The organism is Streptococcus acidominimus (assembly GCF_001921825.1).
In the GTDB taxonomy this organism is placed as follows: domain Bacteria; phylum Bacillota; class Bacilli; order Lactobacillales; family Streptococcaceae; genus Streptococcus; species Streptococcus acidominimus.
This window is the reverse complement of sequence record NZ_MSJL01000019.1, coordinates 24,281-43,152: the sequence shown is the minus strand read 5'-3', so window position 1 is coordinate 43,152 and position 18,872 is coordinate 24,281. Positions and strand designations below refer to the sequence as shown.

General features: G+C 42.7%; 14 protein-coding genes. 8 read left to right on the top strand and 6 right to left on the bottom strand.

Annotated features, from left to right (window positions below; all coding sequences use genetic code 11):
- Positions 1-166: 166 nt before the first annotated feature.
- Entirely contained in the window at positions 167-2,242 is a 2,076-nt protein-coding gene (locus BU200_RS05340; RefSeq protein ID WP_075099190.1) for a Cna B-type domain-containing protein, read from the bottom strand.
- 1,766 nt (positions 2,243-4,008) lie between these two features.
- Here BU200_RS05340 and BU200_RS05335 point away from each other — a divergent pair.
- The 8 genes from BU200_RS05335 (at position 4,009) to BU200_RS05300 (ending at position 11,974) form a co-directional block, all read left to right on the top strand.
- Positions 4,009-4,821: a Cof-type HAD-IIB family hydrolase gene (locus BU200_RS05335; protein WP_075099189.1), complete on the top strand. Its 813-nt coding sequence runs from the start codon at positions 4,009-4,011 to the stop codon at positions 4,819-4,821.
- Positions 4,822-4,863: 42 nt separating this feature from the next.
- Positions 4,864-6,084 (top strand): peptidase T, encoded by a 1,221-nt coding sequence (gene pepT, locus BU200_RS05330; RefSeq protein ID WP_075099188.1) that lies wholly within the window; start codon positions 4,864-4,866, stop codon positions 6,082-6,084.
- 448 nt (positions 6,085-6,532) lie between these two features.
- Entirely contained in the window at positions 6,533-7,171 is a 639-nt protein-coding gene (locus BU200_RS05325; protein WP_075099187.1) for a helix-turn-helix domain-containing protein, read from the top strand.
- 129 nt (positions 7,172-7,300) lie between these two features.
- Positions 7,301-7,618, top strand: coding sequence for a PadR family transcriptional regulator (locus BU200_RS05320; RefSeq protein ID WP_075099186.1), 318 nt, complete (start codon positions 7,301-7,303; stop codon positions 7,616-7,618).
- A complete protein-coding gene (locus BU200_RS05315; RefSeq protein ID WP_075099185.1) occupies positions 7,615-8,199 on the top strand; it encodes a DUF1700 domain-containing protein in 585 nt (194 codons plus the stop codon). Before BU200_RS05320 ends, BU200_RS05315 begins: the two co-directional genes overlap by 4 nt.
- Positions 8,186-9,025: a DUF4097 family beta strand repeat-containing protein gene (locus BU200_RS05310; RefSeq protein ID WP_075099184.1), complete on the top strand. Its 840-nt coding sequence runs from the start codon at positions 8,186-8,188 to the stop codon at positions 9,023-9,025. The genes BU200_RS05315 and BU200_RS05310 overlap by 14 nt, the downstream gene beginning before the upstream one ends.
- A 9-nt stretch (positions 9,026-9,034) precedes the next feature.
- A complete protein-coding gene (locus BU200_RS05305; RefSeq protein ID WP_075099183.1) occupies positions 9,035-9,829 on the top strand; it encodes a CPBP family intramembrane glutamic endopeptidase in 795 nt (264 codons plus the stop codon).
- A gap of 954 nt (positions 9,830-10,783) precedes the next feature.
- Entirely contained in the window at positions 10,784-11,974 is a 1,191-nt protein-coding gene (locus BU200_RS05300) for a cation diffusion facilitator family transporter (RefSeq protein ID WP_075099182.1), read from the top strand.
- A gap of 307 nt (positions 11,975-12,281) precedes the next feature.
- Here the strand turns inward: BU200_RS05300 and BU200_RS05295 are convergent, their stop codons facing one another.
- The 5 genes from BU200_RS05295 to BU200_RS05275 form a co-directional block, all read right to left on the bottom strand.
- The gene (locus BU200_RS05295) at positions 12,282-13,424 is read right to left on the bottom strand and encodes a mannitol-1-phosphate 5-dehydrogenase (RefSeq protein ID WP_075099192.1); all 1,143 of its coding nucleotides are present in this window, start codon (positions 13,422-13,424) and stop codon (positions 12,282-12,284) included.
- Between the two features lie 16 nt (positions 13,425-13,440).
- Positions 13,441-13,878 carry a PTS mannitol transporter subunit IIA gene (locus tag BU200_RS05290; protein ID WP_075099181.1) on the bottom strand — a complete coding sequence of 146 codons (438 nt, stop codon included), beginning with the start codon at positions 13,876-13,878 and terminating at the stop codon, positions 13,441-13,443.
- Between the two features lies 1 nt (position 13,879).
- Complete coding sequence (locus BU200_RS05285; RefSeq protein WP_075099180.1) at positions 13,880-15,832, bottom strand: BglG family transcription antiterminator; 1,953 nt, start codon at positions 15,830-15,832, stop codon at positions 13,880-13,882.
- Positions 15,833-15,870: 38 nt separating this feature from the next.
- Entirely contained in the window at positions 15,871-17,634 is a 1,764-nt protein-coding gene (locus BU200_RS05280) for a PTS mannitol transporter subunit IIBC (protein WP_075099179.1), read from the bottom strand.
- A 382-nt stretch (positions 17,635-18,016) separates the two neighbouring features.
- Positions 18,017-18,850: an amino acid ABC transporter substrate-binding protein gene (locus tag BU200_RS05275; protein WP_425329001.1), complete on the bottom strand. Its 834-nt coding sequence runs from the start codon at positions 18,848-18,850 to the stop codon at positions 18,017-18,019.
- Between the last annotated feature and the right edge of the window lie 22 nt (positions 18,851-18,872).

Below are 18,872 nucleotides of genomic sequence, written 5' to 3'. Positions count from 1 at the left end.
CCAATGTGACCTTAACCAACTTACTCTACAATATCTGTCGTTTTGAGCAAATCAAACGACTGGGATTGCCATCATGGGCTTAGTGCGCCCAAAAATAGGAAAATAAGCAAAAAGTAAGCTTCGAAAGTGAAGCTTACTGGAATTAATGCTTACAAATAGGGCTTACTTAACAACTACTTGAAGTTTTTAGAGGTGCCCGAATATATCTTATTTTAGCAAATCTATCATCATCATATTCACTATCTTCTATTTCAATGTTAGAAAGATAGCCCGGCACCGTCAGTTCTTTCACTGTATAGTCAATTGGTTGCCCATTTTCATAAATGGGAAGATCTGTCCAGTTATATCGCCAGTAGTTCTGTTCATTTAATGTTTGAGGAGATCCAAGAGGAACACCGTTCGCGTATAATTGCACTTGAATGCTTTGTAGTCGTTTGTTTGACACATTAAAGAGTGCTGGCATGGCGTCCAAATTTGTAGGGATTGCACCAGTATTCTCACCGTCATTCCATGTTTTATACACCATAACATCCATACGGTCAATGGCATTTGTAACGGTAAATCCTTGTGCCATATTTCCTGAAATCGTACTTGTATATTCAGGAACGCTTACTTCTTGAACGGAATAGTTGATTTCTGCTCCGTTATCATCATATTTATTTAAGTTTTCAAAAGTATCTGTCCAATGATTGCCAGCATGAAGCATCAAGGTTTTGTTTGCAACCGCGACTCCATTTGCCAATAATTGAATCACAACATTTTCTGGACGTTTACCGCCCTGATCATCACTGTCATCCCATACTTTGGTGACGGGGATAGAAATCTTTTCTTTCGTATTCTTAATGGTACGAATGACACCATTTTGTCCGACCGTCACTTCGATCGGTGTTTTGTCTAGGGCATAGCCCTTGGGTGCCTTGACCTCAACAATGGTGAATTTCCCCTTGGCTACTTCGTCAGCTGAATAAACCTTGGATTGACCAACACCATCTTTTTCGATTTTAACGATCTCTTTCTGACCACTTGGTGAAGTGATTTCAAATTCCGCTCCGTTCAGCAAGGCTCCTGTTTCTGCATCTTGCTTATACAGAGTGATACAGTAACCAGTTTCTAATTGGATCGTCCCTCCTGTTGTGATTTTCGTTGAACGTGTCACACGGTGGACTGTATTTTGTCTTTCCGTACTCGTTGTGAGATCTGTTTCTCCACCTTTCATGGATAATTCATTGATGACATCTGTTCCATTTGCAGGTGAGCTTGTTGAATAGTAGACGTTATAAGCAGCTGGTTTCCCGTTTTTAGCCATTCTGCTAGCAGTATTCAATAATTTCAAGGTATAAGTCGTATAGGCACTGTTATAGTCGATTGTATAATCTTTTCCTGCTTCAAGTACAGTTGACTCCGTCAAATTCAAGTTCGCATTAAAATAGCCTGCCAAAACCTTCACCTTTTCAGGAATAAATTGCATAGGTGCAGAATCATCTGGGATCGTATCCTTTAGGGTGATTGTCTCATAACTCGATTGATTGGTATTGACCCGTAAAACCCAGTTATGGATATAGTCACCACTTTTGCCTAGGGTCTGCGAGGTCCATGACTCTTTCGTCATCACTCCGCCAATCTTAACAAAATTTTCTTTTTTTATCCCTTCTGTATAGTCATGTGATGTTCGTTCTTTCACTGAAATAGAATGGGTAATGGTTTTATTGGTCTCCGTAGACGGATAGGTGAGCGTTTGTCCGTCAATTAGTTGGCTCACTTTGAAATCGGTATAAAAGGTTCCCTTTACTCCTTGGACTTGGCTACCACCTTTCTTTTTGAGGTATTCTTGTAGATCTTTGAGAGTAACTCTCACTGTTCCACCCTGTCCTTCTCCATTTGAAGTTACAAGGGCTGTTCCGACAGCAACATCTGTCTCCTTATCTTTCAAATCAAAGTTAGTGTTGTCAATGGTGATGGGTGCAGGTATCGTGAATGTAAAATAATCTCCATCTGCTAGATTTCCATCATACTTTGATAAATCAAAATTGGTCTCAAATCGGTAGGTGACATCTTTTATCAGCTGATAAGAATCTGAACCACCTATCCTAAGATGTTCTCCATTATTGATATCCCATAACTTAATATCTGTTAGTACATTTTGTAGTTCTTTTGCTTGAACGGCCGTCGCACTTGCCCCAATACCTAATAATGTGACAAGGGTAGCTAAAAGCAGGACGAACCACTTCTTACATTTATCCATTTTTGTCCTTTCTATTTATAAATCATTCGCTGATTTATAACTTATACTCTTCGAAAATCAAAATGAAACGTTTTTAAAAGTCGTGATGAATGACCTTCAACCCCTTGTGAAAAAGGGACATAGCTGTTCTAGTTCCACTAGTTACAGATCTGGCTCCCTTTAGGGGGACATAGCTGTTCTAGTTTCCACTAGTTACAGATCTGGCTCCCTTTAGGGAGACATAGCTGTTGCAACTTTAGTTGCTTATGGGTCTTTTTGATTTTCATTGAGCGTTCTCATTTTTTCGTAGACCGGCATGCCTCCAATAACGGCGGCTACAAATACCACTACAAAACACCGTTCGCCTATCGAGAGTGCCCTTTTCCGTCACCACTTGACGCCCACATCTTTTGCAGGTAAACGTACGGCTTTCATAAAAATCAATTCGTTTTTCCATGACTACTTTACCTCCCTTTGCTGAACACTTCCTCTCTAAATGATGAGCATCTTAACTCCTTTTCAATCGCTGGCTTTCTTGCTTCTAGCCTGCTTGCTCTGATTCTAAAAACTTCTACGCTCTTAGATCCGAGAAAAAACGAGATACACGACAGTCTCAATCTTCGGAAAATCTACCCACCATCCCAGCCCTTGTCCGCTATCGCTTCGCTCAAGAAAATTTGAAGATGAACATTCGTTCGCTCATGCAGCATTCTTTTCCCTCCCTTCTAAATCTATCACACTAACAAGCTCTCTTTTATATAGATATATGGTCTATACCAAAGAATAATTTATTTTTATATGCATTATTATTTTTGGTATTTCTAATTCTTTATCAAAAGACTATTAGTATAAGGTTTGACTTGTAGTCAAACCTTTGATATACGTAGTATATCAAAGACATTTATATTGATGTTCTTCCTTTTATCTTTCTTGAACCAAAGAAAGGTGGATGCTTCTTTCTATTTTCATAGAAATCAATCATAGACTAGGTTCGCAAAGGGCAATCAAGAGATAAGGTTCCTTAAAAACTCAAAGTCTACCCAAGGATGCTGTTTCTGTAATCAGCTAAGATCATCTCTTTTTTCAGCTTTTATTCTGGTTGCAGTTTACAGAGGCAGATTGTTATAGTTGTTTGGCTTACGTTTATACTAGACAACGAGTTAAAGGTAGTAATGGAGTACCTCAAGACAAGTTAACGAAATAATGAAAATAAACGAAACAACTATACAGTAGTATTTTGAGCTTCCAAGTGCATAAGGGCAAAGAGAAAAGGGATGGATTATCGAAACTATTCTGCATGACGAAATACCGTTTCTTACCAAACCTTTGTCTCATATATTTAGAATATCTAATATATAGCATTTGTAAAGGTCTTTACTCTAATTTGTAGATATTCTTTACACTAATCTTGGAAAAATCTAGGTACAAGCACAACTAAATTCTTGAAGTAAGTCCACATAAAATAGTAGAAACATGCTTGCTGCTTCGCTAGATCCCTAGAAACTGCATCAGCGTCACCTCGGTGTACATCAATCAATGCAGCCCGTTAAAACTCACAGCCATCATGAGTAAGATTGTCGCAACTTATGGATTGCCTCGCTAGACCATTTTCTAGCTCGGGAAAAAACAAGACACTGGATTGTCGCCTCGCTATCTCATTTCTTGACGCGGGAAAAAATAAAACACTGGATTGTTGCCTCGCTAGACCGTTTCATGGATCGAGAAAAACAATCCAGTGTTTTGTTTTTTTATGCTATACTAGTCATAGAACACTTGAGGAGGAATCTATGATAAAATTACTTGCCCTTGATATGGATGGGACTTTGCTCAATAGTCAGAAGGAGCTGACAAAGCCACAAATTGAAGCCATTCATAAGGCTGTTGAAAATGGTGTCAAGCTAGTTCTTTGTACTGGTCGGATGTTGACTGGGGTGAGACCCTACTTTGACCAACTGGGACTTGATGCAGAAAATGAATACGTCATTGTCAATAATGGCTGTTCGACCCACCAGACCAGCGATTGGAAGCTCATTGACTGGGCAGAGCTATCGCCTGAACAAATCAAGTACCTTGCAACTTTCTTGCCAGAAAGTGCCATGCAATTAACCCTATTTGACGAGGACCACTACTATGTCCTTGAAGACGAACCCAACCAATACTCACGCGCAGATGCCAGTCTCGTCAGTGTCGAACCTACCATTTTAAGTATGGAAGATGCGACCAATCAGAGCCGTCACCTTTTCCAAGCCATGTTTGTCGGCACAGAGGAGGCAACCGAAGCCTTTGAACGCAAGCATGCCGCAACACTTCGCAAGGATTTTGATGTCGTCCGCTCTCAAGATGTCCTGCTGGAAATCTTGCCAACAGGTACCAATAAGGCTTCTGCCCTGAAAACACTAGCAGAGCGTTTGCAGATTTTACCAGAGGAGATTATGGCTATCGGCGATGCCAACAATGATATTGAAATGCTTGAATTTGCAGGTCTTAGTATCGCGATGGGCAATGCCAGTGACCGGATCAAGTCTCTAGCAGACGACATTACCGATACCAATGACCAAGACGGTGTAGCCAAAGCTATTTACAAACATATCATCCATTAAAGGTCTTGAAAGAATCAACTATTATACTATAAGGAGAAACACATGAAATACCCCACTCTTTTAGATCGCTTCCTTGTCTATGTGAAAGAAAATACACGTTCAGACGAAAACTCAACAACGACACCTAGTACGCAGAACCAGGTAGACTTTGCCAAAAATATCCTGCTTCCTGAAATGGAACGGATCGGACTTCAAAATGTCCACTACCTACCAAATGGATTTGCAATCGGAACTCTACCTGCCAACGATCCTAGCTTAACCCGCAAGATTGGCTTTATCGCCCACATGGATACAGCTGACTTCAACGCTGAAGGTGTCAGCCCACAAATCATTGAAAACTATGACGGCAAGCCAATCGCTCTTGGTACATCTGGTTTTGAACTGCATCCAAAAGATTTCCCACAGCTAAACCATTACCATGGGCAAACCTTGATTACGACAGATGGGACAACCCTGCTGGGTTCTGATGACAAGTCAGGAATCGCTGAAATTATGACAGCTATCGAATACTTGGTCGCACATCCTGAAATACGTCATTGCGAAATTCGAGTTGGATTTGGTCCTGATGAGGAAATCGGGGTCGGTGCCGACAAATTTGATGTGGAGGACTTTGATGTAGACTTTGCCTATACCATGGACGGTGGTCCCCTAGGTGAACTTCAATATGAAACCTTTAGCGCTGCTGCTGCCAAGATTGACTTTATTGGGCGCAACGTTCATCCAGGCTCTGCCAAGGATCAAATGATCAATGCTTTCCAACTCGCAATTGACTTCCACAATGCCCTACCAGAAGCGGATCGTCCTGAAAAAACAGAAGGTTCCCAAGGCTTCTTCCACCTGATGGATCTGGCTGGAAGCGTGGATCAAGCCCACAGCTCTTATATCATTCGTGACTTTGAAGAAGCTGATTTTAATGCCCGTAAACAACTGATGCTGGATATTGCCGAAAAGATGAACCAAGAGTTTGACACACCACGTGTCATTGTTGATCTCCACGACCAGTATTTTAATATGAAGAAAATTATTGAAAAAGACATGACACCGATTACTATTGCAAAAGAGGTCATGGAAGATCTTGGCATCCAGCCGATTATTGAGCCAGTCCGTGGTGGAACAGATGGCTCTAAGATTTCTTTCATGGGCATTCCGACACCTAATATCTTTGCGGGCGGTGAAAATATGCACGGACGTTTTGAATTTGTCAGCCTTGAAACCATGGAAAAAGCCGTTGATGTTATTTTAGGGATTGTTGGACATCAATAAATAACCATACAATCCTTTATCCCACCAAATATCAAAATGGACGCGAGTTATCCCTTTTGGACATCTACAAAGTCCATTATAGTCATTTAGTTTATATTTTTATTACTTCGTTAACTCGTCTTGCTGTACCCCAGTACTACCTGCGACTCGTTGCCTAGTACTAAAAATAAACTAAACGGCTATAAAAACTCAAAGCGTACCCATCTGTACAACGAGCAGGCTCGTACAGCTACGGCAAACTAGGAAAGCTGACGCAGAAACTAGCTAAAGCTAGAACACCTGCGTCTCTTTTTACACAGCTCTTAGCCCGAGTTCAAATATAAAAGATAAAGGCAACAACTATACCGCCTGTTTTCCTCACTTTGCAACCAAGAGTAGCAAGATGTAAAGGAGGCTTTCTTGGCAAGAATCCCTCCATTTGCTAGAGTATAGATAAGGAGGTGACGCCATGTTACTGCATGAAAAAATTCGTCTCATTCGGAACATTCATCAATTATCACAGGAACAATTCGCTGAAGGATTTAGCGTTAGTCGTCAATCTGTCTCCAAGTGGGAAAATGGCACTGCCATTCCAGATCTTCAAACCCTCATCCGAATCGCTGACTTTGCAGACATCAGTTTGGATCAACTGGTCAGAGAGGAGATTGATTTCCCGATCCAGCAGGAGGCAGGACAAATACCCGCAGAAAGCAAGGAGCCGTCAGATACTACTTCTTCTATCCAATCCTATCTAGGGAAGGTCTGCGATGTCTCCCTCAATACTATCTGGTATCAGGTCTTACGAAATGTCAAGATCGTTGGGATCTACCAAAAGATGGTTTGCTTTGAGAAACACCAACGCTACGGCTACTTTCATCTCGATCGCTGTCTGGATATTCTCGTCAAAAATGAAGAAGCCTATACGCCCTGCAACCAGATCTTCCTCGGAAAATGCAAGGTCTACACTAATACCAATCAATTCTGGGGCGGCAATCACTATCTCTTTAGTCAAGTGACTGCCGTCAACGAAACCGGTATCGAACTCCAAACAAGAAATTTTACTACTGCCATTCCCTTTGATAAACTGGTCGTTCTGATGATGAAATAGCCTACCAAGCACTTTTTTCGGTGCTTGGTTTTTATTATGTAAAAAATTTATATATAATACTTGACATTGGTTCTTGATATGTATATAATTTATATATAAAAAATTTACACATGAACGAGGTGAAGAGTTATGTACTATCCTGTTTCCTCTGTCTTAATTGAATTTCTAATTCTATCCATTGTAGAAAGACAGGATTCCTACGGGTATGAGATTAGTCAGACCATTAAGATTGTAGCTGACATCAAGGAATCAACCCTGTATCCAATTTTGAAAAAACTTGGAAAATCAGGCTTTGTGACCACTTATTCTCAAGAATTTCAGGGGCGCAAACGGAAGTATTATAAGATTACCGACCACGGTCGTAGGCAAATCATCTTTTTGCAGACGGAATGGACGGAATACAAGAACAATATTGACGGCATTATAGAAGGGAATCTACGAAAATGACACGCAACGAATACCTCGCACATCTGCAAAGATATCTCAAACGCCTACCGGCAGAAGACTATCAAGACGCAATGGAGCATTTCAATGAGTACTTTAATGAGGCAGGACCTGAACATGAGATGCAGGTCATTGCTGAACTAGGAAGTCCTAAGCAGGCAGCACGGGAAATCCTTGACCAACTCTATGAAAAAAAGACCGAGACGGGCACTGCTACACCGCACAACACCATTCTCATTGTTGTCCTTAGTATCCTAGCAGCTCCGATGGCATTTCCTCTGGCAATTACCCTGCTCTCCCTCTTTTTTACAGCTATTCTCGTGATATTCAGCCTCCTGTTAGCAATGATCTCTGTATGGATCAGTGCTCTTGCTGTGGGCTTAAGCTTTGTCATTTCTGCCTTTCAGATTTTCTCACTCTCTTGGACCAGCTCCCTCCTCTCTGTTGGACTAGGACTGGTCGCAATCGCGCTGGGGCTACTGGGCGTACAGATAACAATCGTCCTTGGCAAAAAGGCTCTATTTGCCCTCATTCGCTTCATTCAAGAAAAAGTTATTAGGAGGAACCGCTATGACATCATTTAATCGCTTTACCAAAATCTGCCTAACAGTTCTATTTATCGGGCTTAGTCTAGCAGGAATCGGATTCTTACTCGGAGGTTGGACAGATCTGAAGCACCAAGCCACTGCCAATCATAAGCTTGAAACCATTGACTTTGACAAAGTGGATACACTCGATATCCAAAGCAATCTTATGATTGTTCCCTCAAAAGATGATCAATTTCACTTGCATTACCATCAGGAGGGCAGAAATCGAACTGCTCCACTTAGCTACCAGCTAGACGGGAAAAAACTAACGATTCGCGATCATCAGTCCAAGTCTTCCATCAATGTGAATAGTCTCTTTGATCTTCTGCTTCACCTTAGCCAGCAGAATTTGATAGAAGACCGTATTCCCCGTCTTGAAGTCCCAAGGAAAGCAATCCTAAAAGAAGTGCGGGGAATGGTGGATATCGGAGAACTAGACTTAGAAGGGGTACAGATTGACCGAGCGCAATTAGAGATGAATGTGGGTTCGGTAAGGCTAAGCAATGTTCACATTAAAACGCTCCATTTAGAGCTTGATACAGGAGACGTTCAGCTGACCGACGTCAGCCTAACTCCTGAAAATGAAGAAGGTTCTGTTCGGCTGAATCTTGGAACGCTTACTGCTAACAACCTCAGTCTAAGAGGGAAAAACAGCATCTTTACTGACCTAGGCAACATTGACCTCCAGCTCAATCCCAAAACAGCCATCACCATTGAAGCAGATACAGATCTCGGAAGCGTGTCAAATACCTTTAAGTCCCAAGCCAACTCCCAAGGTCTCCTTGTCCTTGAAACCAGTACAGGCGATATTCGGGTGGAATAGAGGTGACTGATGAAAAAAGTAATCTCTGGAACCTTGCTGGCTATCCTAGCGCTTGTCATCAGTCAGGCAGCTGCCTTCCTCCTCTCTCGTCCGTTTCATCAGCCTATCGTTCAACAAGTAATCATGGGGCTGCTGTATCTAGCCACTTGCCTCTTTCTGGTACAAATCCTATCCAGATCTTATTTCCAAAAGGATCTTTCTTTTCTCTTGGGACACCGAAGAAGACTTCAACCAATCTGGCTGCTAGTGGGGATTCTTTTGCCAACAGGTGTCTTGCTTTTCTATCTCCTAATCGGAGCTAGTATCCACTTCAACCAGGATATTGCCATTGGCGATTCGCTCGTCAACGCTATCCTTCTAGGAGGTGGCGCTGTGGCATTTGCTGAGGAGCTTGTTTTTAGAGGATTTCTGCAAACACTCTTCCAAGAACACTTTGGAAAATGGACAGCTTGTTGGCTCCCATCTCTCATCTTTGCAGCACTTCACCTCCTCAATGGTAACCTCACCCTCGGAACAGCCCTCCTCTTATTGGTCGCTGGAACCAGTGTCGGTAGCATGTTTGCCCTTGTTAGGATAGAAAGCCACTCCCTCCTCAATAGTTGGATCTTGCACGCTATCTGGAACACTATCACCAGTCTAGTAGCCCTCGATACTAGCAGCAATACAGAGGCTCTTGCAAGACTGATTATTCCATCTTCTAATCCCCTCCTTACAGGAGGACACTATGGGATTGATATTGGTCTACCAGCCATAGGTGGCTACCTCCTTGTAGCAGGGCTCGTCTGGAGAAACATACTGATATAGTCATTTAGTTTATATTTTTATTACTTCGTTCACTCGTCTTGTATAACTGAACTCTGACTAAGCACTGGGTGAAAAAGAGACGCAACTGTTGCAACTTTAGTTGCTTACAGGTGTGGCTCCCTTTAGGGATAAATACTCCTAGCTCTAAAGGTATAGTATACCTTTAGAGGCGGAAGATAGAAGTTTGCGAAGCAAACTCTCTCTAATCTCTTCGTCATGTTTCCTAATTTTCGGTCGCTTTTTTAACGTCCTCGTATCTTGGGTAATTGAGTTCAGCCTAAAACCTCGGAAAAAAGATAGACTTCCTTGTGTTCATCGAACACCTCGTCAGTCTCCTATTTTTCGTTCGGTTTTTTAACGGCTTCACATCTTGTTTAACTGAACTAGGGCTACGAGCTGTGCGAAAAAAGAGACATGACTGTTTCAGCTTTAGCTGATGATGGTTCTTTAGGAAATAGACTGAAAACCTCCACTGGAGCTTTTCACTCGTCAAAACTCCTATTTTGCCGTAGCTGTTACGAGCTTGCTCGTTGTACAGATACGGTATTAACAGTCAGGGAAGTGACTGTTAATACATAAATGGGGTATGCCTTTGCTCGCTTCAACAGTCTAGGAATAGACTGTTTTGATGAAAACTTCCTTTTCTTTATTTCCCACCTCAAACAGTCTCTCCCCAGACTGGTTTGACGAAAACGTCGTTTTCTTTATTTCCCACCTCAAACAGTCTCTCCCCAGACTGTTTGAGCTAGTACTAAAAATAAACTAAACGGCTATAAAAGGAGAGGGAATTTCACAATTGAGATGGGAAGAGGCGTAGAAATTAAGAAAGCCAAGAACTCATGGAGTGGGGAGAGTCGAGACCTCAAGATCACGACCTCCGAGCCACTCCTCTTTTTCTACCCTTGAAAAATCCTGCCCATTCTGCTACAATGAAGCCATTACAAAGGAGAGATTATGAACCAACAAGCATACAATTTAAAGCTGGCTGAACGTGGTGCCATCTTATCAATTATCGCCTACCTACTCTTATCTGGTGTCAAGCTAGCGGCAGGCTCCCTCTTTCATTCAGATGCCCTTACTGCAGACGCTTTTAATAATATTTCAGATATTATCGGAAATATCGCGGTACTGATTGGACTGAAAATGGCGCAAAAGCCTGCGGATACTGATCATAAATTTGGCCACTGGAAAATGGAAGATCTGGCAAGCCTCATTACCTCATTTATCATGTTTGTCGTTGGTTTCCAAGTCCTCCATAGCACTATTCAAAAACTCTTCAGCAAGGAAGTCGTCGCAATTGACATCATGGGGGCAACTATCGGAATCATTTCTGCGGTCGTCATGTTTGCCGTCTATCTCTATAATAAACGCTTGGCAAAAAAAGTTCGCTCCAAAGCCTTAGAAGCAACAGCCAAGGACAATCTCTCTGATGCCGTGACCTCTATCGGAACCTCTATTGCCGTCCTTGCAGCAGCCTTTCAATTTCCGATAATGGATAAGATTGCTGCTATCATTATCACCTTCTTTATTTTAAAAACAGCCTACGGGATTTTCATGGAGAGTTTCTTCACTCTGTCGGACGGCTTTGATGAGGAATTGCTCCATAAATACGAGTTGGATATTCTCAAATTGCCCAAGATTAGTGCGGTCAAGTCCCAACGAGGTCGCACCTACGGAGCCAATATCTACCTTGATATCGTCCTTGAAATGAATCCTGACCTATCCGTCTATGAGAGCCATGAGGTGACCGAGCAGGTCGAGCAACTCTTGATTTTAAAGCATGGTGTCTTTGATGTGGACATCCATGTTGAGCCATCTGAACTGCCTCATGATGAGATGTATGAGCATGTCTTTGACAAGCTCTACCGTTTTGAGGCTGAAATTCAAGCCCACGAAAAAGGCTATCAAGATTTAATCGGGGACAACTACCTGCTAATTGATGAACATGGACACTGCCTCAATAAGGAGCAGATGTTACAGGCGCACCCTGTCCAATCAACCTATCTGACCAACTTCCAAATGGTCTCTGTCAGTCAGAAATCAAAACTGGTCACGTTTGAAATAGGCGACCAGATCCATACTTCCCTCTGGCGCCGTCATGAAGTCTGGCAGGTCGTCTTTCACCAGATTACAAAACGGAACTAGCTGATTGCTTCCATTCAAAAGAATGTTTTTAAGAATTTGTCTTACATCATAGCCAAGGATAGGATTGCCTTTGAAACTCCAAGCCAATATTAGCCTGCCTTGCTCTACTATAAGAAAAGTAACTACTTTTCTTACCTAGCACTTGAAGTGTTTATCAACTAAACAAGTGCCTGTGACTTTTGATGAAAACCAACGACTATAAGACAATAAAAAAATCGGGAACTCTTACCAGTTTCCAATTTTTTATATTCAATGAACATCAAAAAGTAACAAAGTATTCTTTTGATGTTCGTAGAGTATTATTTTGCTATCCTTCTACTGCTGCAAGGAGTTCTGCGACAAGGCTAGGGTCTGTTACTCCTGTCACCTTTTGGACCACAGTGGCAAGTGGTTCTTGAGCCAGCAGCTCTTGCAGTTCAACCGATTGGGCATCTGTCTCATCCCTGTATTCAAAGATATAGCGAACGGTTTCGAGGAGGGCTGCGTAGCTCAAACCGCGCTCACGCAATTCCCGAATAGGACGAATAAAGCGCTCATCATAGCCAAGTTTACGGATTGGAGTTCGGGCAACGCGCGCCACATCATCTACAATAAATGGATTTTCAAAGCGGCTGATGATAATCTTATGGTAGTCTTCCAATGCTGCTTCCTCAAAGCCCCATTTGGCAATAAGGAGGCTACGAATTTCAGCAAGCACAGCTTCAACTTTTGTCTTGACCGCTGGATTTTCAAGAGCTTCCAAAATCGTTTTGGCTCCGAAGTGCGCTCCTATATAAGCTGACGTTGCGTGTCCAGAGTTTACAGAGAATAATTTCCGTTCGATAAACGGTTCAAGGTCTGCTTCATAGTGGACTTTTGCTAACTTCAAATCAGGATTTTTCATGGCATGGGTTTCAACGACCCACTCATTGAAAGGCTCCACCACGACAAAGAGAGGATCTTCGTGACTTTGGGCAGGAACAATACGGTCTACTGCAACATTTGGAAACCCGATATACTCTCCAGCAAATGCCAAACCTGCTTCAGACAAGTGTTTCTGCACTTCTTCATAGAGGAAGCGAGAAGCACCAATCATATTTTCACAAGCAAGGATATCAAGTGGTTGGGTGTTGCCCGCTACCTGACGTGCTTCAATCCCTTGCGCTATTAAGCCTGCAATAAAGGGAAGAATGTTGGGACCGATAGCTGTGGTCACCAAGTCAGCCTCTACAATGGCTGCCACCACTTCCTCGGGGTGGGTGCCATTGTTGATCCCACGTACGCCTGAAACGCGAATATGGCGCTGACCTTCTTCTGCTATCTCGATTTCGTAACTATTACGTTGATTAAGGGCATTGATAATCTTTTCATTGACATCAACAAAGGCGATTTCAAAATCATTTTCAAATAGGATCTCACCGATAAACCCTCGCCCGATATTGCCTGCACCAAAGTGAACTGCTTTTTTCATCATTCTACCTTCTTTCTTATCCAACACTGTTTAAGAGAGTGATCACTTCTTCTTTTGAAGCTGCATCTGCTAGTTTGACCACATTGTCTACGTCTGCACAGAAGACGGAGATTTTTTGGATGATGTCTAAGTGGTCTTCTCCAAGACCCGCTATCCCAAAGAGGATAGTCGCAATTTTCGGATCAGCTTCTGTTCCAAAATTCACCCCTGCTGGCACTTGAACAATCGTAATTCCTGATGAAAGAACCTCTTTTTTGGCTGCGTCGGTTCCGTGTGGAATGGCAATAAAGTTGCCCATATAGACAGATAATTCTGCATTGCGCTCAATCATAGCCTCAATATAGGCTTCCTTGACGTGTCCGGCATCTACTAATTGACGACCGCAAAAGCGAATCGCTTCTTCTTTTGTCTCAAATGCTTGCTTGAGTTGAATCAATTCTTGTTGAAGTTCCATGTTAATTCTCCCATTGTTTGATTTTTTCATTAAAAATTGAATTCAGGAGCTGGTAAATAATTTCCTGATTTCCTGTACGATAAATTTCTGTATAAAGGTTGTTTTCGATAATAGACTGGCTGATGGCTGTCATCAGTTCTCGGATTTCTTCCTGCTCACCTAGCTTGGTCAACATGACCAAGACCCGCTGAATGGTTTCGGGCTGATTGTTCATGGACAGGGCAGTAACTGGCTGATGTAGGGCAACGATTTGAAATTGGCTCTGGTTTACCTGACTGGACTGGGTATGGATCAGTGCCAGATTGGTATTTGGAATAGCAAGAGGGCTCATCTCAAAGCGTGAGATCAACTTTTTCGCCAAATAATGCCGATCCTTGACAAAGGACAACTGATCGACAATCTGCATGACCGTTTCTTCAAAACTTGGTCGATTCTCTAAGTCGTAGAGGGTGAAATGTTCCAGCAAATGACTGCTCCCTTTCAGATAGGCCTGTAAATCATAGTGCTGATTGACCACGATCTCCTCACGAACCGCCACTGTCCGGTACTCTTGAATCAGCTGCAATCTCTCCTGTAATTCCAAAATTTCCTTGGTATTGGGGAAGGTCGAGATCACCTCAATATCCATCTGTGGAATCGGCTTCGTTGCAAGGCAGTAATCATACTGCTCAAGGTTTAACTGTCCAAGCTTGGTCGTACTCTGTACATCTATCCAACCTACAAAGGGGGCTACGCTTTTAATCTTGGATACAAGAACGCTCGTCGTCAAGGGGCGCTCATCTGTCACCAATAGTAGCCGAATGGGGTAGATGTCAGGACTGCGCCTAAGGCTCGAAGCAAAGTGGAGCGTCACCAGTTCATATTCATATTCATTGTGGATATAGCTTGGGAACAGATCCTGCACGACCAGACTTACAACACTATGCAAGAAAGGATTTTTCTGGGTCGCCAGATAGGCGATATTGGTCGTTGTACGGTCTGGAAAAAGGACAGGTAGAGCCAAGCTCAAACGAATATGGTGAAACAGTAAGGGAAAGAGCAGGCGATCTTTCACAAAGTCGATCTTGGTAAAGCGTGACACACTGTCTACCAATTGGGATATACTGTAATAAAAACCGCTGTCAAAACTCTCACTGAATAAGGGTACTTCCTGCCGCTTGATAATGACCTCATCCAAGATGGCAGCAAAATAGATGATTTCCTGAATGCTGTAAAATTGCTTGCTTTCCTTGGCTAGGTCTGTAAAGACTTTTTGAGCAAAATCAAGCGCCACCTTAGACACACTGACCTGCTGGGTCAACTCTCCTTGATTATCTGCTAGCCCTAGCAGGATCATCAGAAATTCCTTGAGTTTTGCATCTAAATCCCCCAGCAAACCTTGGTGGCGTTCAAAAACCTGCCGTACCTGCCCTATCCGATCCACCTGTAAAATTGGAAAGTCGGGATAGTGATCCGCCCAAAAATCTTGAATCGAAATGGTATTGGCTAGCAAAATAGCTAAAAAGCGTCGCTTCTGACTGGACGAACTGTCTATCCGATACCCACGCTGACGCACCAACTGTAAGCCAAAGATCGTCAGTCGCCGTTCAATTTCTGCAATATCTTGGATCACAGTAACATTGGATACCAAAAATTGCTCTTGAAATTGCTCATTGGTCACAACTTCCTTACTGGTCAATAATTGATAGGCCATCAAGGTCTGGCGCTGATTGGGAGCATAAGCCGTATCTGCCTGATAATCACTCAAGGCAGAAAGGTTTCCCGAAAGGTAGTATTTCTTGCCATCCTTGATCAATTGAATCTGTTCTCCGGCAAGACTTTCTGTCAAGTCTGACAAGGTCCGATAGACTGTCCGTGAAGAGACCTGCAAAATATCAGCCATTTCCTTTAAGGAAAGCTTTCCTACCTGGAGGAAAGCTTTCATCAGTTGTTCTTCTCGTTTGGTTAGTAACATATATTCATTATACTATAACTATTGTGAATGATGGAGTATTATTTGCGAAGGCTAGCTACCAATTTGTCATATTCTGGTGTTGTGACAAGGCTATCAACAACCAAGAGTTGCGCATGTGGTGCAAGAGCCTGTACTCTCGCTTGTTCAACCACAGTTGTTACAATCAGACTGGTCTGAGCGTTGGAATCGGATAAGTCGGCATAGGATAGGCTGACAACTGGTATCTCAATCCCCTTATTTTTGAAGATGGCACTCAAGGTTGCCTGCCCCATGGTTGCTGATCCTTGAGCAGCCCCATAAGCAAAAATGACCTTTTCTACATTACTCAAATCTGGTGCCAAACCTTGAACTTGAGCTTCTACTTGTGCTGAAGCATGTGGCGCTGTTTGGTTGGTCAATTGGGCAATGATTTCATCATATTTAGGTGAGGTCAGAAAATTATCTACCGCTACATGGAGGGCACGAGGTGTGCGTTGTGCTGCACGTTCTGCCAGCTCTTCTTGCGTGATAATCAGCGTGTGGTCTGTATCTTGGAGATTCGCAATCGCTTTATTGGTCACAGGGATATTCAAGCCTGCCTTTTTCACCTTATCACGGAGCAAGGACGCCCCCATAGCAGAACTTCCCATACCTGCATCACAAGCAAAGATGATTTGGTGGACATTATCTGTTGTGACATCACTTGATAGGGGAACCTGAGCTTGACCTTTTGCGACAGCCTTTGCAGCTTTAGTAGCTGCTTGTGCTGATTCAAGTGAAGCTCCTTCTGATTTGTCGGCTTTCAAGATGATAGAGGCAACGAGGAAGGAAGCGATCGCTCCTGCAAATACACCACCCCACACAGCTAAAAGATTGGCAAAGTAGTTTCCTTCTTTTGGTACAAGACCCGTAATAGCAATAATGGAACCCGGCGAAGATGCCCCTACAAGACCTGCATTTAACAATTGGAAAGTAAAGGTACCAGACACACCCCCTGCAATCGCAGCTAGGAAGAGGGCTGGTTTCATCATCACGTATGGGAAGTAGATTTCATGAATCCCACCTAAGAAGTGGATAACCATCGCCCCCCATGAAGAAGACTTGGCAGAACCCTTGCCAAACAAAGCATAGGCAAATAAGATACCAAGACCAGGTCCAGGGTTTGCTTCCAACAGGAAGAGAACTGATTTTCCGACTTTCAATACTTGCTCTGTTCCAAGTGGAGTGAAGATACCGTGGTTAAGAGCGTTGTTCAAGAACAAGACTTTAGCAGGCTCAATAATGATATTGGCTAAGGGCAATAGCTTCATATCCACAATTGCTTGCACACCATCTCCGATAGCCGTTGTCATGCTCGATACGAAAGGACCAACTACTTTAAAGCTGATAAGCATTAGGACAAATCCGATAAGACCTGCCGAGAAGTTGTTTACCAACATTTCAAATCCCGGACGAATCTTTTCTTGGAAAGCTTGGTCAAATTTCTTGATGACCCATGCACCAAATGGTCCAACGATCATAGCGCCGATGAACATAGGCACTTCTGAACCAGCAATGACCCCCATGGTCAAAATCGCACCGACCACACCACCGCGCTGACCATACACATTATAACCACCAGTGTAGCCAATCAAGAGGGGCAATAAATACTTAATCATTGGACCTACAATGGTTGCAAAGGTTTCATTTGGCAACCAGCCAGTTTCAATGAAAAGCGAGGTCAAGACCCCCCAGGCAATAAATGAACCAATATTTGGCATCACCATATTTGATAAAGTCGTTCCCAATTTTTGGATCCGAACCTTTAATGAAGCATTTTCCATATTTCCTCCTAGCACTCTCTAAAAACCAAGGTCACCAAGTTTGGACATGATTTTTATGAGCATCACTTTTTCTGACTTTATTATACAATCTCCTGTGGCAGAAAAAAACTCAAATCTTGGCACAAAAATTTTGACAAAATGACTGTCATACTCTATAAAAATCAAAATCTGGAACTGGCTAAAGCTGAAACAGGTATGCCCCAAAGGGAGCCACACTTAACACGAGTGCCACTCGTTCTATTTCCAACCCTCAACAGGCTAAAAACCTCCACTGGAGCTTTTTACTCAGCAAGGCGAGTTAACGACGTCAAAGCTTGATGTTTGATGACTATAAAAAAGAGACTTGGACGACATCCTAGGTGTCTGTCCAAATCTCTTGCTTTTATGGAGTGGTAATTGCCTCTGTCGCGACATCTTCTCCAAACCATTTATCGGAGATCTTCTGGAAAGTTCCATCCGCATACAGTTCTTTGAAGCTAGCATTGATTTTCTCTACTAAGGTCGTATCTGCCTTGCGGGCACCGACGGCAAAGGCTTCTTTTTCAAATCCTGCATCAATGATATTGTAGTCCTTGATGAGGTCTTCCTGTTGCAGGTAATAATTAGCATAGACACGGTCAATCAAGAGACCATCAATGCGATCATTTTTCAAGTCGATCAAGGCTTCATTAAAGGTTGCGTATTGGGTTGCTTCATTATTTTTAACTAGGTCTTTTAAAATCGCAGGCTGTGCTTCAAAGTCTGCATAACCAGACGAACCAGCTTGGGCACCGAGTACCTTATCTTTCATAGCTGCGCTCGTTTCAATCGTTGATAATTTTTTCGTCACCAAGACTTGAAGATTGGCCATGTAATCATCTGAAAACAGCACCTTTTTCCTACGCTCATCTGTTGCTGAATAGCCGTTCCAAATCAAGTCAATGTTCCCATTGTTTAATTCTGTTTCTTTTAAATCCCAGTCAATCGGCTGCCACTCAATCGCAATATCATATTTATCAAATACGGCTGTTGCTAGGTCAATATCAAAACCGGTATATTGGCCGTTTTTTTCTTCAAATCCCATCGGTACAAAGGTTTTGTCAAAGCCAATCGTAATTTTTTTACTTTCTTCATAGCTAGACCAGTTGTCTTTTTTCGCGGCCGATTCACTAGCACCACATGCTGCAAGGGCAAGGCTTGCTAGCATTGCTAATCCACTGACTACAATTGATTTCATTTTCATATTCTATCCCCTTTTC

Coding starts and splice junctions, on each gene's coding strand:
- BU200_RS05285 (WP_075099180.1), bottom strand. CDS start 15,832: ATGTTACTAACCAAACGAGAAGAACAACTGATGAAAGCTTTCCTCCAG.
- BU200_RS05335 (WP_075099189.1), top strand. CDS start 4,009: ATGATAAAATTACTTGCCCTTGATATGGATGGGACTTTGCTCAATAGT.
- BU200_RS05300 (WP_075099182.1), top strand. CDS start 10,784: ATGAACCAACAAGCATACAATTTAAAGCTGGCTGAACGTGGTGCCATC.
- BU200_RS05275 (WP_425329001.1), bottom strand. CDS start 18,850: ATGAAATCAATTGTAGTCAGTGGATTAGCAATGCTAGCAAGCCTTGCC.
- BU200_RS05295 (WP_075099192.1), bottom strand. CDS start 13,424: ATGAAAAAAGCAGTTCACTTTGGTGCAGGCAATATCGGGCGAGGGTTT.
- BU200_RS05315 (WP_075099185.1), top strand. CDS start 7,615: ATGACACGCAACGAATACCTCGCACATCTGCAAAGATATCTCAAACGC.
- BU200_RS05310 (WP_075099184.1), top strand. CDS start 8,186: ATGACATCATTTAATCGCTTTACCAAAATCTGCCTAACAGTTCTATTT.
- BU200_RS05340 (WP_075099190.1), bottom strand. CDS start 2,242: ATGGATAAATGTAAGAAGTGGTTCGTCCTGCTTTTAGCTACCCTTGTC.
- BU200_RS05320 (WP_075099186.1), top strand. CDS start 7,301: ATGTACTATCCTGTTTCCTCTGTCTTAATTGAATTTCTAATTCTATCC.
- BU200_RS05280 (WP_075099179.1), bottom strand. CDS start 17,634: ATGGAAAATGCTTCATTAAAGGTTCGGATCCAAAAATTGGGAACGACT.
- pepT (WP_075099188.1), top strand. CDS start 4,864: ATGAAATACCCCACTCTTTTAGATCGCTTCCTTGTCTATGTGAAAGAA.
- BU200_RS05290 (WP_075099181.1), bottom strand. CDS start 13,878: ATGGAACTTCAACAAGAATTGATTCAACTCAAGCAAGCATTTGAGACA.
- BU200_RS05305 (WP_075099183.1), top strand. CDS start 9,035: ATGAAAAAAGTAATCTCTGGAACCTTGCTGGCTATCCTAGCGCTTGTC.
- BU200_RS05325 (WP_075099187.1), top strand. CDS start 6,533: ATGTTACTGCATGAAAAAATTCGTCTCATTCGGAACATTCATCAATTA.